The 16001-nt window shown below is 68.1% G+C and carries 10 protein-coding genes; 6 read left to right on the plus strand and 4 right to left on the minus strand.

What is annotated here, in order from left to right:
• Nucleotides 1–567: 567 nt before the first annotated feature.
• Entirely contained in the window at nt 568–2676 is a 2109-nt protein-coding gene (locus ACT6XY_RS02245) for a calcium-binding protein (protein WP_444746699.1), read from the minus strand.
• Nucleotides 2677–2823: 147 nt separating this feature from the next.
• On the opposite strand from ACT6XY_RS02245, the gene ACT6XY_RS02250 reads away from it, so the two are divergent.
• Nucleotides 2824–4356, plus strand: a complete 1533-nt coding sequence (locus tag ACT6XY_RS02250; RefSeq protein WP_444746700.1) for a methyltransferase domain-containing protein — start codon at nt 2824–2826, stop codon at nt 4354–4356.
• Nucleotides 4357–4384: 28 nt separating this feature from the next.
• Here ACT6XY_RS02250 and ACT6XY_RS02255 read toward each other — a convergent pair whose 3' ends face one another.
• Nucleotides 4385–7402, minus strand: coding sequence for a S8 family serine peptidase (locus tag ACT6XY_RS02255; RefSeq protein WP_444746701.1), 3018 nt, complete (start codon nt 7400–7402; stop codon nt 4385–4387).
• Nucleotides 7403–7837: 435 nt separating this feature from the next.
• Here ACT6XY_RS02255 and ACT6XY_RS02260 point away from each other — a divergent pair, with 435 nt between their 5' ends.
• Both ACT6XY_RS02260 and ACT6XY_RS02265 read left to right on the plus strand, forming a co-directional pair.
• Nucleotides 7838–8638, plus strand: coding sequence for an ABC transporter permease (locus ACT6XY_RS02260; protein ID WP_444746702.1), 801 nt, complete (start codon nt 7838–7840; stop codon nt 8636–8638).
• 31 nt (nt 8639–8669) lie between these two features.
• Nucleotides 8670–9404 (plus strand): ABC transporter ATP-binding protein, encoded by a 735-nt coding sequence (locus ACT6XY_RS02265; protein ID WP_444746703.1) that lies wholly within the window; start codon nt 8670–8672, stop codon nt 9402–9404.
• 48 nt (nt 9405–9452) lie between these two features.
• Here ACT6XY_RS02265 and ACT6XY_RS02270 read toward each other — a convergent pair whose 3' ends face one another.
• On the minus strand, nt 9453–10697 hold the full coding sequence (locus ACT6XY_RS02270; protein ID WP_444746704.1) for a glycosyltransferase family 4 protein: 1245 nt from the start codon (nt 10695–10697) through the stop codon (nt 9453–9455).
• A 370-nt stretch (nt 10698–11067) separates the two neighbouring features.
• On the opposite strand from ACT6XY_RS02270, the gene ACT6XY_RS02275 reads away from it, so the two are divergent.
• From ACT6XY_RS02275 to ACT6XY_RS02285, 3 genes are all read left to right on the plus strand, one after another.
• Entirely contained in the window at nt 11068–12219 is a 1152-nt protein-coding gene (locus ACT6XY_RS02275) for a DegT/DnrJ/EryC1/StrS family aminotransferase (RefSeq protein ID WP_444746705.1), read from the plus strand.
• Between the two features lie 374 nt (nt 12220–12593).
• Entirely contained in the window at nt 12594–13604 is a 1011-nt protein-coding gene (locus tag ACT6XY_RS02280; protein ID WP_444746706.1) for a glycosyl transferase, read from the plus strand.
• Complete coding sequence (locus ACT6XY_RS02285) at nt 13601–14542, plus strand: NAD-dependent epimerase/dehydratase family protein (protein ID WP_444746707.1); 942 nt, start codon at nt 13601–13603, stop codon at nt 14540–14542. The genes ACT6XY_RS02280 and ACT6XY_RS02285 overlap by 4 nt, the downstream gene beginning before the upstream one ends.
• Here the strand turns inward: ACT6XY_RS02285 and ACT6XY_RS02290 are convergent.
• Nucleotides 14527–15966 carry a mannose-1-phosphate guanylyltransferase/mannose-6-phosphate isomerase gene (locus ACT6XY_RS02290; protein WP_444746708.1) on the minus strand — a complete coding sequence of 480 codons (1440 nt, stop codon included), beginning with the start codon at nt 15964–15966 and terminating at the stop codon, nt 14527–14529. The two genes, ACT6XY_RS02285 and ACT6XY_RS02290, sit on opposite strands and share 16 nt — an antisense overlap.
• Between the last annotated feature and the right edge of the window lie 35 nt (nt 15967–16001).

Raw genomic sequence — 16001 nt, forward strand, 5'->3', positions numbered from 1 at the left:
GACGTTAGCTGGCGCAAATGCCCCAACCTTTTATGTCTCATTGTTTCCGCCAAATTAAGCTTCTGTCAATAGATATGGACGAGACGTTAATCGGGCGGTTCGATACTGGTTAACGTCCACGCTAGGGCAATCGCAGCAAAACGGGGGCCTTTGGCTGGCAAACCTTGCGTTACAGGGGCCGGATGCACGACGTAAGGTTTTTGCACCTGAACGACTTCCGCTCCGCAAACCCTGGGTAGCAGACGGCTCTGAGGTAATATTGTAGGGACCGGCAGGGGCGCGGCGGAACTTTAGGCCCCAGGCCCGCCACAGAGGGGCAGCTCCTGTCGCCCAGCCGGATACCGCAACCTGGGGAAGGTGCCGGGTCGGCGGGCGGCGGAAGGCACACGCGGACCCCTCGAGCGCGCTCGGCGCGGACAGTTGGCGGCCCCGGGAAGATTGAAGACGCCTCGTCACGGCGGCCCTGCCCGCGGCCGCGGGCCTCAGAGCACGGACGGACTCGTCTTGAGCGCCGGAGCGCGGGCGGCCCCTGTCGCGAGGCGACCGGCGACCGCGCAGCAGGCGCGATCAGAACAGGAAGTCTGCTGCCGTCAACTCGGCCGCGGTGGTGCCACGCAGCCAGATCTGGTCGGCGCCCGTATCGCCGAGGCGGAAGACCAGGGTGTCGCCCTCGACGACGTCGGACGCGTCGAGGAGGGTCGCGAAATCGGACGGGCCCAGGCCACGCCAGGCCGTCAGGTCGACCTTGTCGAGGCCGCTCTGGAAATCGTGGACGATGTCGATCTCGTTGCCCGGCTTGAACACGAAGGTGTCGGCGTCTGAGGCCAGCACCTTGCCGTTCGCGTCGTAACCGACGTCGAGAAAGATGTCGTCGATGCCTGCGCCGGCATCCACCCGGTCGGCGCCGGCCCCGGCGAAGATGTAGTTGCGGCCGGAATCCCCGAGGATGAGGTTGTTGTCGCCGGCCGCGATGACGGTGGTGATCTCGCTGCCCGCGGCAGGGCGGCGCATCTCGATTTCTTCCATGCCCGTCGCCCGCACCCAGTACCAGGGCGCCTCGACGATGACCTTGTCGTATCCTCCGCCCCCGAGGCCGAAGGCCGCGGCCACCGTTCCCTCGTCGATCGCGTCGAAGGTGTGGTCGACCCAGTAGGTGTCGTCGCCGTCGCCGCCGTACATGAAATCGGCGCCGCTGCCGCCGCGCAGCAGGTCGGCGCCGTTCCCGGCATAGAGGTCGTCGCTGCCGGCGCCGCCGAAGAGCTGATCGTCGCCCTCCCCGCCGTTCAGGACGTCGTTGCCGTCCCCGCCATCGAGCATGTCGGCACCGGCGTCGCCGAACAGCACGTCACGGCCCTTGGCGCCAAAGAGCTCGTCGTTGCCCGTCCAGCCCCACAGGATGTCCATCCCGTCGTGGCCGACGATGGCGACACCGGCCTGCGAGCGGGTGCCGAGCGTCGCCGGCCCGCCGGTGCCGTCGCGATCGCTGACGAGGATCTCCGCCGTACCCGCCCAGTCGAAGAACCAGGCCGCGGTGGAATGGATCGTGTCCGTGGCGCCGTCGCCGGCAAGTTCGGGAAACTGGCTCGCCAGGGCCGGGCTCTCGTCGACAACGTCGTTGGCGTCGTCCACGTAGTAGGTGTCGCCTCCGGCGCCGCCATACATGCGATCGGGGCCAGCCCCGCCTGTGAGGACGTCGTCGCCCGCCCCGCCGTAGAGGAGGTCCACGCCATCGCCGCCGTCGAGGCGATCGTTCCCCTCTCCGCCGTCGAGAATGTCGTCACCGCCCTGACCGAACAGCTCGTCGGCACCGCCGAAGCCGTAGAGCGCATCCGCGCCCGAGAGGCCCTTGAACGCGTCGAGGCCGGAGGTGCCGAGCATCCGGTCGGCACCAAGGCTTCCCGTGCCCGTCCACAGGACGGTCCCGTCATCGACGATGCCGGCCTTCACCAGGTCGATCGCGAAGACGTCGCCGGCGGCGTTCGTGTCCCCCGGCAGGAGATTGGACGCCTCGCTGGAGTAGACGGCGACGAACTGGTTGCCGGACAGGATCGGATTGGCGGAAGCGCCGTTGGCCTGCAGCCCGTCGGCGGTCGCGCTGATCCGCACGACATGGCCGGTCAGACCGTCCAGCACGAAGACGTCGGCGACGCCGTTCGTGTCCCCCTGCACGAGATCGTCGCGTGTCGAGGCGAAGACCTGGAAGCGGCCGGGCGCGGGAAGGGCTGCCAGCCCCGCTCCCGGCGCGGGATAGGGCGAGCCTGGCCGCTCGTCGAACTCGAACTGGCCGCGGGCGTCGAGATCGATCATGACGCGCCCGGGCGGCTGTCCCGGGACGTCGCCGAAGAGGTTGGTTGCCGACGTGGCGAAGTCGATGAAGCGGCCGTCGTTGCTGATGCGGGCGTCGGAACTGTCGGCGTCGCCGCCGGTGCCGGAGGGCGTCTCGCTGGCGCGGATCACGGTCCCGAAGACGAGGCCTTTGACGAAGACGTCGACGCGCCCTTCCCCGTCGCCCGAGACCAGATTGGTGGCTGCACTCGTTAACGCGACATAGCGTCCGTCTTCGGAGATCGCGGCCGGGCCGTTAACACTTGCGCCGTTCCCGATCTGACCGCCGTCCGCCGACGAGACCATGATCAGGTAGCCGTCGCTGGCACTCGACCACGAATATGCCACCATGACTCGTACTCCGGACGCAAACGCGAACTTGAAGGCCACACACCGGTAGATTGAATGGCATCACATGACCAACAGAAACCATTTGATAAGCTTAATGACAATGGTTAACCGGGAGGCTTTCGCAAGCAAGCTCCCGAGCCGTTCCAGATGTCGATTCTGTCTCTGATTCCGCGTGCCGTCGTGCGTCCGGCAATCGTCCTTGCCAACGGCGCCGAGGTCGAGGACGGCGGCAACTCCACCTTCTCGCAGAACATGCCGGATTCCTATGGAGTCCGCCGGATGATGCGCAAATGGTGGGAGTGGGACTACATTTCCGGGTGCGTCGACGCGCTCTCCGCCGCCGGCCCGGGCAAGGTCGCGCTGGGTCTCGGATGCGGCAATGAGCCGCTCATCTTCCACTTCGCCAACCAGTTCGGCCACACCATCGCGACCGATCTATACTCGAGCGATACGGCCTGGCAGGAGGCGAGGACAGAAAGCATCAACGCTCTCTACGACACGGCTCCCTTCGCATTCGACCGCAGCCGCCTCGAGATCATGAACTGCGACATGCGAACACTGACGAGGGACACCGGCTCGGTCGACCTCGTCTGGTCGACGTCGAGCATCGAGCATGTCGACGGACTGGAGGACCTCTGGGCCGTCTATGCCGAGATCTGGCGTGTCCTCAAGCCGGGTGGCTACGCCGTCCTCACCACCGAGTTCTGCCTGACCGAGCCGCCCTATCTGTTGCCGGGCGTCAACGCGATGGACGCCTCCCTCCTCCCCGCCATCGCGCTGGGCAACGGCGGCTTCGAATTCGTCGGCCCCGTCTCGTTCGACTACAACTGGGCCTATCCGGCCAACACGGTGAAGGCGCGCCGTTACAAGCCGACGCGCCTTCAGGAACACGCCGCCGATACCCCCCTCGCCCTCTATCGCCAGGGCGAGATCGCCAATCCCGTCGGCATTTCCGCCATCACGCCGGTGGGCTTCGTGCTGAGGAAGACGGAGCGCGCCTTCGCCCCCTGGGAGGATTGCCAGGTCGACCCGCACTGGCGCCGGTTCAGTGCCTTGACCAGCCGGTGTGCGCGGCGCGACTTCCCGCGCGTGGCGGCAGACCACCTCGCACGGCGGCCGGACATCTTCGCCGACCACCTCGACCCCGGCGACCCGCGCAACACGATGCAGGTCCGCATGCACGCCCTGCGCTATCAGGCCGATTCACTGGCCAACGACCCGCTGGCCAACCAGCGGCTGATCAAGGTGCTGGTCGAAAAGGCGCTGGACTGGCTGCCCGAAGGACCCGTCCAGGACCCCGACGTGCTGGACCTCCTCGCCTATCTGTGGCGGCAGGCCGGAAATCCGAAGGGAGCTCGCGACCTGCTGATGCGCGCCATATGGGCACCGGGCGCCAGCTCCGAACACGTGGTCAAACTGTCCGTCGACCTGGCGGTGGCCGGCGCCGCGGCAGGGTCCCCCTTCGAGGACGCCCTGGAGACGGCCGCCCTGGCTGTCGCGGACCTCATGCTCAGCGGCACCTCGCGCCAGGAGATTCAGCCCATGCTGGGAGGCCGCCTCGCCGACAGCGGGCTGAGCCGCCAGGTCGTGGATCGCCTGGAAGACCGCATCCGTGCGGTCCTGCTGCGGCAGGGCGAGATGATCTCGGCCTCTGCCCGGTCCCTCGCCGGCGTCGCCTGACGCGCCGCGATGGCGGCGCGCGCAGGCCTCAGGCGATGAGATAGAGGCCGTTCAGGGCGTCGGAGAGCACCGTGTTCTCGATGATGAACTGGTCGCCGCCGAAGCCGAACACGACGTCGGTGCCGATCTGGGCGGCCGACGCGGTGACGGTGGCCAGGTCGCCGAAGCCCTCGAGGAAGAGCACGTCCTCGCCGAGGACGAAATCGGTGACGCGGTCGATGCCGAAGCCGCGCTTGAAGGCGAAGGTGTCCGTTCCGCCGCCGCCGGTCAGCAGGTCGATGCCGGCGCCGCCGTAGAGCCAGTCGTTGCCCGCGCCGCCGTTCAGCACGTCGTTGCCGGCCTCGCCGCGCAGGTTGTCGTCGCCGTTGCCGCCGGCAAGCTGGTCGTTGCCGTCCCGCCCGTAGAGCCAGTCGTTGCCGTCGTCGCCCTCGAGCGTGTCGTCGCCGGTGCCGCCGTCGAGATTGTCGATGCCGTTGCCGCCGCGCAGGACGTCGTTGTCCGCACCCGCGATCAGCCAGTCGTCGCCCTCGCCGCCTTCCAGCGTGTCGATGCCGTCCTCGCCAATGAGGTTGTCGTTGCCGGCGCCGCCGCGCAGCAGGTCGTTGCCGCTGCTGCCCCACAGCCAGTCGTTGCCGTCGTTGCCGTTCAGCTCGTCGTGGCCGTCATTGCCCACCAGCACGTCGTTGCCGGTGCCGCCGGAGATGGTGTCATTGCCCAGATTGCCGAACACCCAGTCGTCGCCTTCGCCGGCGTCGATCCAGTCGTCGCCCGCGCCGGCGTCGACGTTGTCGGCACCGAGGCCGCCGTAGATGACGTCGTCGCCGAGGCCGCCGAACAGCCAGTCGTTACCGGCGCCGCCGTCGAGCTGGTCGTTGCCGTCCTCGCCGACGAGGTTGTCGTGACCGTCATCGCCGTAGAGGGCGTCGTGGCCGTCGCCGCCGAAGAGCCAGTCGTTGCCGGCGCCGGCGCGCATCACGTCATTGCCAGCGCCGCCGACGAGGTTATCGAGGCCCTCGCCGGCGTCGAGGTCGTCGTTGCCGTCACCGCCGAAGAGCCAGTCGTCGCCGATGCCGCCCACCAGGATGTCGTCGCCGGCGTAGCCGAAGAGATGATCGTCGCCCTCTTCGCCGAAGAGCTGGTCGTTGCCGCCCTCGCCGGTGAGCGTGTCGCCACCGAGGCCACCGCGGATCACGTCGTCGCCGTCCTGGCCGGCGAGGAAGTCGTCGCCCTCGCCGCCCTCGATGACGTCGTTGCCGGCGCCGCCGTAGATGAAGTCACGGCCGAGCCCGCCGCGCAGCAGGTCGTTGCCGTCCTCGCCGAACAGGCGATCGTCGCCGGCGCTGCCGTCGATCGTGTCGTTGCCGGCGCCGCCGTAGACCTCGTCGTTGCCGTCGCCCGAGGTGATGACGTTGTCCTCGATGCCGCCGACGATCCGGTCGTCGCCCAGGCCCGTCGTGGCGGTGGTGAACGAAGCGCCGGCCGCGATCGTGAAGACGTTGCCCGCGAGCCGCGACTGCCAGCCGGCGACCAGCACCAGGTCGACGTTGCCGTCGATCGCAGCGGTGTTCACGCCGTTGATGCCGTCGGCGTTGTCGAGGATCAGGGCCGACTGGTGGGCGAAGGCCTCGGTGAAGTAGGCGGTCGCGCCGCTGGTGGCGTCGGCGCCGTACAGCTTGAGGGAGGCGCCACGGTAGAAGCCCGTACCGCCGGTTCCGGCATCGGTCACCTCGAGGGTCCACACGCCGGCCGCCTCCTCGCCCCAGAACTTGTTGGACGAGAGCGTGAACACCAGGTTGTCGCGCATGTTGGTACCGGCAGCGGGCCGGTCGACCAGCACGCTGCGGGTGCCGTTCGGGGAGATCAGCGTCACCACCAGGTCGCCGACATGGGTATGGGCGATGTCCACCGACAGCTCGATCCACTCGAGATCGACGTTGGCGGCGGCGCCGCTGACGGTGAAGGTCGTGCTGAAGGTCTGGTTGTCGACGAGGGCGACGCCCGAGGCGCGCGTGTCGGAGACGGTCGCGGACAGCTCGTTGGCGGCGGTCTCGACGTCGGTCCAGGACTGGGCGAGGCGCACGGCGGCCGCAGCGTCCACCAGGCCGAAGCCGAGGTCGGGGCTGGTCATGAACCCGCCGCCGTTGAGCTGATGCGAGCCGTTCTCCGTCCAGGTCGTGGAGTCTTCGCCCGTCTGGCGCGCCGTAATGGCGAGGATCTTCTGGATGTCGCGGTAGCCGAGGTTCGCGTTGGCCTCGAGCATCATCGCCACCACACCGGCCACGATCGGAGCCGAGAAGGACGTGCCGCTGACATAGACGTAGCTGTCAGTGGTCGCGCCGCCCGAGGTGGTGGCCGTGGACAGGATGTCGACGCCCGGAGCCGCGACGAGGATGCTGTCGCCCGGCGTCGAGAAGGAGGCGGTGTCGCCATTCTCGTCGGTGGCGGCCACCACGATCGCGGCGCGGTTGTTGGTCAGGTTGTGGTAGTTCGTGTTGTCGCCGTCGCGGCTGCTGTCGCCGGCGACGAAGGCCCGGTCGTTGCCGGCCGCGATCACCATGACCGTTCCGAGACCGCTGCGGCCGTTGGCGGCGGCGTCGGCGAAGGCGTCGCGCAGGTCGCGCCAGCTGGTCAGGGCGAAGTCGTCGGCGAACTGGGTGGTGAAGCCCCAGCTCATGTTGGCGACGTCGAAGTCGGACGCGCGGTCGACGAGCGTGGTGATCTCGGTGCGCGAGCTCGCCGAGGTGCCGAACCGCATGAACAGGCCGGCGAGATCCGCATCCGGCGCGATGCCGACGATGCCGGTGCCGTTGTTGGCGGCGGCAAGGACGCCGCTGACCCAGGTGCCGTGCGACTGCGAGGTCGTGTCGGGAAGGACGCTCTGCGACGAGGCGGCATCCCGCGGATCGTAGTTGAGGCCCAGGCTGAACTGGCCGGAGAGGTCCACGTGCCGGTAGTCGAAGCCTTCGTCGATCACGGCGACGGCGACCCCGTTGCCCGTGGCGATCCCCCAGGCCGCGGCGGCGTTGACGCCGAACCCGCCCTGCAAATACCACTGCGACGCAGACAGAGTATTCGCAGAAAGAACAGCAAGACCTGCAGACACGCCGACCGAACTAGAGTCAACGGAAGCTGCTTCGATAATGACGTTAGTCTCGGAAGAGGTCGACATTGTTTTAGCCACCCTGTTTGAGGCGACTATCGACCCGAAATCTCTGCAATCGGTGATTTTTGTAGGTTGACGGTTCCTTACGGAGACTTTGAAGGGTGGGTTAAAGCGCTTTAGGTAATCAAAGAGCCCAATGGATATTGTGAATCAATTCGAATCTCGATGGTAAATATTAAGCATCGACGGCAGGGCACGCGCTCCGGCCGCAATGGCCTCGCTCTGGTCGGGCTGGCCGAACCGCGGCCCGCCGGGGCCGGCCGCTGATTGCTTTATGCCCCCCCGTCAGGCAAAAGGCGGGCATTCCATGGAGAATCGATGAGTTCCCCCGGCACATTCATTGCTGCAGGCGCTTCCGACGTTGCCCGGGCCCTCGCCGCCTGGCGCATCTGGTGGATGCTGGCCAGGAACGACATCGGCAGGCGGTATCGGCGCTCCAGCCTGGGGCCGTTCTGGTTCACCATCAGCATGGGCGTGATGGTGGCGGGCCTCGGCATCGTCTACACCACCATCTTCCGGACGAGCATCGGCGACTATCTGCCCTTTCTGGCCTGCAGCCTCGTCTTCTGGACCTTCATGTCCGTGACGATCATCGAGAGCTGCGGCGCCTTCGCCGAAAGCGAAGACATCATCCGCCAGATCGACATCTCCAACTTCGCCTTGGTCCAGCGCGTGGTGCTCCGCAACGTCATCATCCTCGGACACAACATCATCATCATCCCCGTGACCATGGCGCTTCTCGCCTTCGCCCCGGGCTGGGGAGCTCCGCTCTTTCTTGTCGGCCTGCTCCTGGCGCTCCTCAACCTGACGTGGCTCGGCTACGTCCTGGCCATCACCAGCACCCGCTTCCGCGACGTCCCGCTCATCGTCCAGAACGTCATGCAGCTCGGCTTCTTCATCACCCCGGTCATGTTCCGTCCCAGCCAACTGGGCGAAGCGCACCCGCTGGTGGTGTTCAATCCCTTCGCCGTCCTGCTGGATCTGATGCGGGGGCCGCTGATCGGATCCATCCCGCCGCTCTCCAGCTACGTCGCGGCCACCCTCGTGGGCATCGCCGGCTGGGCCTTCGCCTTCTGGATCTGCGGGCGCTTCGGCAAGCGCGTCATCTACTGGCTCTGATATGGCGTCCGTAACGCTCGACAATGTCTCCGTGGAATTCAATATCTACAACGGGCGCTCGCGCGCCCTGAAGAGCGAGATCCTTCGCCGCGCGGTCGGCGGCCGGATCAAGCACGGCCCACACGATTCCATCACCGCCGTCGAAGCCCTGAAGGACATCTCGTTCCAGGCCTCGCCCGGAGAACGCATCGGCATCGTCGGTCACAACGGCGCGGGCAAATCCACTCTCCTCCGCGTGCTCGGCCGCATCTACCCACCGACGTCGGGGCGCGCCGACATCCGCGGATCGATATCGAGTCTGGTTGACCTCACCATGGGCATGGAACTGGAGGAGAGCGGCTTCCAGAACATCATGATCAAGGGGACGCTGCTCGGATTGCGGGACGCGGACATTCGGGCGCTGGTGCCCGAGATCGCCGAGTTCAGCGAACTGGGCGAGTTTCTGCACCTGCCGGTGCGGGCCTACTCCTCCGGCATGCTGCTGCGCCTGGGCTTTGCCATCAGCACGGCGATCCGGCCCGATATCGCCGTCTTCGACGAGGTCATGGGCGTGGGCGACCTCAGCTTCCATGCGAAGGCCAAGGCGCGGCTGCTCCGGCTGGTCGAGCAGGCCAGCATCGTCTTCATCTGTTCGCACGACATGACGGTGATCCGGGAGAACTGCTCCAGGGCGCTCTGGCTGGAGGGCGGGCGCCTGCTCGACGACGGACCGGCCGACGACATCGTGAAGGCCTATCTGAGCAAGATGAACCCCAGCGTGGAGTGACCGGGGGTCGCCGCCGGCGGCAGCACCCTCCTGGCGGCTTTGCCCCGCCTAGGGCGCGAGGCGCAGGCGTGAACGCTGGTCGAGAGCGCCCCTGTAGGCCTCCACCCCGAAGCCACGCTCCGCGTCTTGAAGGGCGCGCGCCACCAGTCTCTGCCGCAGGGCCGGGTCGTCGCGCAGGCGGGTCAGCGCCGCCGCCGCCGCATCCACGTCCGGTTCGGCCCACTGCATGTGAGGATAGGCGTACTCACCCTGCGGGTCTTCCGCCCCGACGAGGCGGTACCCCACGGGCATACTGTTGTCCGCGTGGAGGAAGTCCGTGTTGCCCGACCAGTCCGTGGCGATGACGCAGGTGCCCGCGGCCATGGCCTCGGCCAGGATGAGGCCGAAGCCTTCGGAGCGGTGGAGCGAGATGAAGACGTCCGCTTCGCCGAGCAAGCGCATGAAATCCTGGTGCGACCGCGCGCGCTCGTCGAGAACGATGTTGCCATGTCCTCGAATGGCGGCGCGGATCTGCTCCAGGCCGCTCCGGTAGGTCTCTCCGCGAATGACTTTGACGACGAGCCTCGCGCGGGTGTCGTGCCCGAAGGCGCGCTTGAACGCCGCGATGGAGGCCAGGGGATTCTTCCGGGTGAATCCGGACGACATGTCGAAGGCCGTCAGCACCTCAAACCGCTCCGACGTAGTCGGCGCCGACCGGAGCGGCACCTCGGGCCGGTCGAGCATCACCGGATGCGGCACGACCAGGACGGGGGCGTCACCGGCCAGAGGGGCAACAGCACCGGCAACGAACCGGCTGGGAACCCAGATCTCGTGCACATAGGGAATGCCCCGGCGCCACGACGGCGGTGTCTCCGGCAGCTCCCAGGCCCAGTATCCGACGATCAGCTTCCCCTTGAGGCGGCGCTTGCCGATGGACAGGAGCGCGAGCGGCAAGAGCGGCGAATTGACGTGGACGATGATGCTGCCGGGACCTTCGGGGACCGACTCCGCCAACTCCTCGGGCCGGTCGCCGGACGTGGCCATCATCACATGGGTCAGGTCGATCGCGGCGGTCCGCTGACCCGCCGCCCGCAGCGCCTTTTCGCAGAGGCGGGCCGAATGACCCAGCCCGGACGAGGCCCGAAGCACGCCGGCGACGGCCACGGCACCCCCCGCCTGGGGATCGACCTCGGAACGCGGCGCCAAAAGGTCGGCCGCCGCCTCGATCGCGCTACGCCGTGCCCGCTTCGGGAGGCGCTGCCACACCTGACGGTGCAGAAACAACGCTGCCCGCTGCCTGAAATCGAGACCCATGTCGCACGACTGCATGTAAGAATGCGTTCAAGGGAGCCAACGGCGGCGCGCCTTATGACGAGCTGTCTTGCCCGACCCGACGGCAGCCACGTCCTTTCCGCTGTATCACCCCAGAAACGCCAGAGCGCATTGGCGGCGATGGACTGCGGAAGTCAAGTCTCGTCGGGCTGCCGCTCCCAGGGGTGGCGCTGACAGGGGCCTCGCCTGCGGCCGGCGAGCACGGCGCAGACGCCAGCGGTCCCGGGGCCCTGGCGTCACGGTTTGGAAGACAATGTGATTTCGGTTGCTGCGGCGCACTGCCTATGGCTTTCGCCGGCCCACCCGGCCACCGCGGCCGATTCGGACCGCCCATCGTTATGAAGGTCGACACGTGACAGACGCAGCCGCTTTCGCCCCCATCCCCTTCATCGACCTCGGCGCCCAGCGCCGCCGGCTCGGCAGCGCCGTCGACACCGCGATCATGAAGGTGGTCGACCATGGCGCCTACATCATGGGGCCGGAGGTCTTCGCTCTGGAAAAGGCGCTGACCGATTTCTGCGGTGCGAAGCATGCGATTTCCTGTTCCTCGGGCACCGACGCCCTGGCGCTCATCCTCATGGCCAAGGGCGTGAAGCCCGGCGACGCCGTCCTGTGCCCGGCCTTCACCTTCGCCGCCACGGCAGAGGTCGTTGCCTGGCTCGGCGCCAGCCCCGTTTTCGTCGACGTTCACGCGGAAACCTTCAACATTGACCGTGCCTCGCTGGTCCAGGGCCTCGCCACGGCCAAGGCGGCCGGGCTGACGCCGGTCGGCGTCATCGCCGTCGACCTCTTCGGCCAGGCCGCGGACTACGACGCCATCGAGCCCTTCTGCGCCGAGAACGGCCTCTGGCTCCTCGACGACGCCGCCCAGTCCTTCGGCGGCACCCACAAGGGGCGCAAGATCGGCACGATCGGCATGGCGACCGCCACCTCCTTCTTTCCGGCCAAGCCGCTCGGCTGCTACGGCGACGGGGGCGCGGTCTTCACCGACGAAGACGGCCTCGCCGACGTGATCCGCTCCCTGCGCATCCACGGGCAGAACAACGAGGACAAGTACGACAACCAGCGCATCGGCATGACCGGCCGCATGGACACGATGCAGGCTGCGGTGCTGATCGAGAAGCTGAAGATCTTCCCCGACGAGATCGAGGCCCGCAACGCCGTCGCCGCGCGCTACAACGAGGCGCTCGCCGAGCTGGTGGACGTGCCCCGCGTAGCCGACGGGCTCGTCTCCGTCTGGGCCCAGTACACGATCCTGCTGCGCGGCCGCGACCGTGCAGCCTTCGCCGCCAGGCTGAAGGCCCAGGGCATTCCGACCGCGATCTATTATCCGAGGCCCCTGCACCAGCAGACCGCCTACAGGCGCTATCCCGTCGCCGGCAACGGCCTGCCGGTTTCGGACCGCCTCGCCAGGGACGTGATCAGCCTGCCCATGCACCCCTATCTCGACCAGACCCTCCAGGACCGCGTCATCGAGAGCGTCCGGGCGGCTGTCGCCGCCTGAAGGCACCCTCTACCTGCCAACGCGACGCAGTCTGGAATTGCTACAAATTCCGGGTTGACGTTTTTGCGCCGCCGCGAGAAAGTACCCTTAGTTCTTCGGCAGTGCAGCAAATCGTGACGTTGCGTATGAGGGTTACGAGCGTGAATGTAGAGATTGCCTTCGAATTGGTGGCTCTGGTTCTCGGTGTTGCGTCGGCCTGGATGGTTGTCCGCGACCGCATGCGCGCCCTCTGATCTGCTGTAGCCGCGGCCTTTCCGCGCCTCTCCACCCGCTGCCGCGGCGTTTCGTGGCGCTCCCTGGGTCCACGGATCGAATCTGCTAGCCTGTCGTGCCGCCAGACCGGTGGCTGGTCGGCCCGGCGCGGTCCCTCGTCAATGCTTTCTGTCTCCAGTCTCGCGACCGTGGTCGCCGCGTCCCTCCTGTCCTGGCTCGCCATCGCCGCCCTCAGGCCATGGCTCGGCCGGGTCGCTGCGGCAAAGCCCGACGCCCGGTCCTCCCATCGCACCATCACCCCCCAGGGGGCCGGCATCGGCGTCGTCCTTGCCATTCTCCTCACGGGAGGCGCCGCGACCCTGCTCGCAGGCGCCGGCGAAACGCGGCTCCCCGCCCTGCTTGCGGCCGTCCTCGGCCTCACCGCCCTCGGCTTCGTCGACGACGTCCGCCCCCTCGCCTGGCGGCCCAAACTCGCGGCCCAGGCCCTCGCCGCGGTGCTGGCGGTGGCGAGCCTGCCACCCGAGGCCTCCCTGGTGCCCCCCGCACTGTTCTGGCCCGAACGCGCCGTCGCCGCCCTGGCGCTCGTTGCAACCGTCAACATCGTCAATTTCATCGACGGCATCGACGAGATCACCCTCGCCCATTCCGCACCCGCCTTCGCCATGGCGGCGATGGCGGCCTCGCTGGTCCCGGCCGGTGGCGCGACGGGCCCCGTCGCTGCGGCAGGTCTCGGCGCCATGCTCGGCTTCTGGCCCTGGAACCGCCATCCCGCGTCGATCTTCCTCGGGGATTCCGGGAGCCTTCCTCTCGGCCTGCTCCTCGGCTGGCTGGCGCTCAACCTCGCCCTCGCTGGCCAGCCCGTGGCCGCCCTCCTCATGCTGCTCTACCCGCTCGCCGATGGGGGGATCACGCTCGTTCGGCGGTTCCTCGCCGGCCGCAGGCTCACGGAGCCCCACCGGGACCACGCCTATCAGCGCGCCGTCGACGGCGGCGTGAGGGCGCCGCGCGTCGCTCGGACCGTCGCCCTCGTCTCCGCCGCCGCCGCGGCACTGGGACTGGCGTCCATTTCCGCGGGCAACCCGTGGATCGCGGCCGGTCTCGGCGCCCTTGCCCTCGGCGCCGTCTTCGGACTGATCGCGGCCTGGCTCCGGCGGTCGGGACGGACCGCATGAGGGTCCTCGTCACCGGTGCCAGCGGCTTCGTCGGCACAGCCCTCGCCGAGGCCCTGGCGGCACGCGGCCACGAGGTGCGGGCGGCCTCGCGCGGTCCCCTGCCCGACCGGCTGGCGGGGCGGGTGATCCCCGCGGCCATGCCCGATCTCGCCGGTGACGATCTCGCCGGGGCCTTCGCCGGTCTCCTCGACGGCGTCGAGGCCGTTGTCCATGCGGCGGGGCTCGCCCACCAGCCGGCCGGCATCGACGAAGCCGTGATGCGGAGGACCAACACGGCGGCTTCGGAAAGCCTCGCCCGCGCCGCGATGGCTGGGGGCGTCGCCCGGTTCGTGCTGATCTCGTCGTCCCGCGCCGTCAGCGGCCCTTCTGCGCCCCATCCGCTCACGGAGACCGCACAACCCGCGCCCACCGACGCCTATGGCCGCTCCAAGCTCGCCGCGGAAACGGCGGTGCGCGCCGTGCTCCCGGACGCAATCATCCTCAGGCCGCCGGTGCTGCACGGGGCAGGTGCCAAGGGCAATATGGCGCGCCTCGCGCGTCTCGCACGCCTGCCGGTTCCCCTGCCGATCGCAGGTATGGTGGGACGGCGATCCATTCTCTCCGACGTCAACCTGGCGGAGGCCGTCGCCTTCGTTCTGGCGAGGCCCAACGCGGCCGGAGGCACCTTCCATCTCTCCGACGGTGCGCCTCTCAGCCTTCCGCAACTGATCGCCGCCATGCGGCAGTCTGTCGGCCGCGCACCAGGGATCGCCGGTCTGCCGGTGCCTTTGACGGAGTGGCTGGTGGCACGCCTGGTTCCGGGCCTGGCCGACCAGCTCTGCCGCGACCTCGTGCTGGACGATGCGGCGATCCGCGCCCTCGGATGGCGTCCCGCCGAGAGCTCGGCGGAAGGCCTCGGCCGGTTGATGCGCGGCGCAAGCCCTCAGACGCGCTTGTAGTCGTCCTGGCTGCGCACGATGTCGTCCTCGCCGAGATAGCTGCCCGACTGCACCTCGATGAGCTCCAGCGGAATCTTGCCCTCGTTGGCGAGGCGGTGCCAGGCCCCCAGCGGGATGTAGACGTTCTCGTTCTCGCGCACGATCCTGGTCGTCTCGTCGACCTCGACGGTCGCCGTACCCTTCACGACGATCCAGTGCTCGGCGCGGTGGAAATGCTTCTGCAGCGACAGCCGGGCGCCGGGATTGACCACGATGCGCTTCACCTGGAAGCGATCGCCCCGGTCGACGCTCTCGTATGAGCCCCACGGACGCAGGACACGGCGATGCTCTTCGGCGAGGCGCCGCCTTTCGGTATCTCCGGCGCGCAGCGCACCGACGAGGCTCTTCAGCTCTCCCGCGACGGATCGCGGCGCCACGAGGACGGCGTCCTTGGTCGTGACGACGACGACGTCGTCGAGGCCGACCACGGCGGTGTGCACGTCGTCGCTCGCCACGTAGCAGTTGCGGGTGTCGACGAGCGAAACGGAGCCCCGCACCGCGTTGCCGTCTCCGTCCTTGGCCGAGGCGTCCCACAGCGCGTCCCAGGACCCCAGGTCCGACCAGGCATAGTCGGCTTGCAGGACGGCCGCGCGATCGGTGCGCTCCATGACCGCGTAGTCGACCGACTTGGCGGGAGAGGCCGCGAAGGCGGCCCGGTCCATCCGCTCGAAGGTCATGTTGCCGGTCTGATCGACGGCCATGCCGTCGGCGACCAGCTTCGCAGCCTTCGCGATCTCGGGTTCGAAGCGGGCGAGTTCATCGAGGAAGACGTCGGCCTTGAACAGGAAATTTCCCGAATTCCAGAGATAGCCCTGCTTGACGAGCGTCTCGGCCTTCTCCTGATCAGGCTTCTCGATGAAGGCGGCGACCATGCGCACGGAGCCGTCCATCACGTCGCCCGGCCTGATGTAGCCGTAGCCCGTGGCAGCGTGGGTCGGCCTGACACCGAAGGTGACCAGCGCGCCGGCCTCGGCCGCGGCGAGACCGGCCTGGGCGGTCGCCGCGAAGGCTCTCGCGTCGGTCACGAGATGGTCGGCGGCAAGGACCAGCATGACCGCATCGGGGTCCGACCGTTTGAGGAGCTCGGCCGCCACCGCGATCGCCGGGCCGGAATCGCGCCGCATGGGCTCGAGGATGATGCGACCGGCCTTGCCGGCGCGGGTCAACTGGTCGGCCACCAGGAACCGGAAATCCTCGCCGGTGACGATCATCGGATCACCGAAGATCGTCTCGTCACCCACGCGGGTGAGCGTCTGTTCGAATGTCGAGCGCTCTCCCAGGAGAGGCAGAAACTGCTTGGGATAGGCTTCGCGTGACGCCGGCCAGAGGCGGGTGCCGGCGCCCCCTGACAGGATCACGGGAACGATACGTTTCAGCTTCGACATGGAAGGGTATTCCTTCGATACTCACCGGCGCGTTT

The organism is Phreatobacter sp., assembly GCF_052440005.1.
GTDB lineage: Bacteria > Pseudomonadota > Alphaproteobacteria > Rhizobiales > Phreatobacteraceae > Phreatobacter.

Excerpts from the sequence above, each read along its gene's own strand:
- ACT6XY_RS02245 (WP_444746699.1), bottom strand. The coding sequence starts at position 2,676 with ATGGTGGCATATTCGTGGTCGAGTGCCAGCGACGGCTACCTGATCATG.
- ACT6XY_RS02250 (WP_444746700.1), top strand. The coding sequence starts at position 2,824 with ATGTCGATTCTGTCTCTGATTCCGCGTGCCGTCGTGCGTCCGGCAATC.
- ACT6XY_RS02260 (WP_444746702.1), top strand. The coding sequence starts at position 7,838 with ATGAGTTCCCCCGGCACATTCATTGCTGCAGGCGCTTCCGACGTTGCC.
- ACT6XY_RS02270 (WP_444746704.1), bottom strand. The coding sequence starts at position 10,697 with ATGGGTCTCGATTTCAGGCAGCGGGCAGCGTTGTTTCTGCACCGTCAG.
- ACT6XY_RS02280 (WP_444746706.1), top strand. The coding sequence starts at position 12,594 with ATGCTTTCTGTCTCCAGTCTCGCGACCGTGGTCGCCGCGTCCCTCCTG.
- ACT6XY_RS02285 (WP_444746707.1), top strand. The coding sequence starts at position 13,601 with ATGAGGGTCCTCGTCACCGGTGCCAGCGGCTTCGTCGGCACAGCCCTC.
- ACT6XY_RS02290 (WP_444746708.1), bottom strand. The coding sequence starts at position 15,966 with ATGTCGAAGCTGAAACGTATCGTTCCCGTGATCCTGTCAGGGGGCGCC.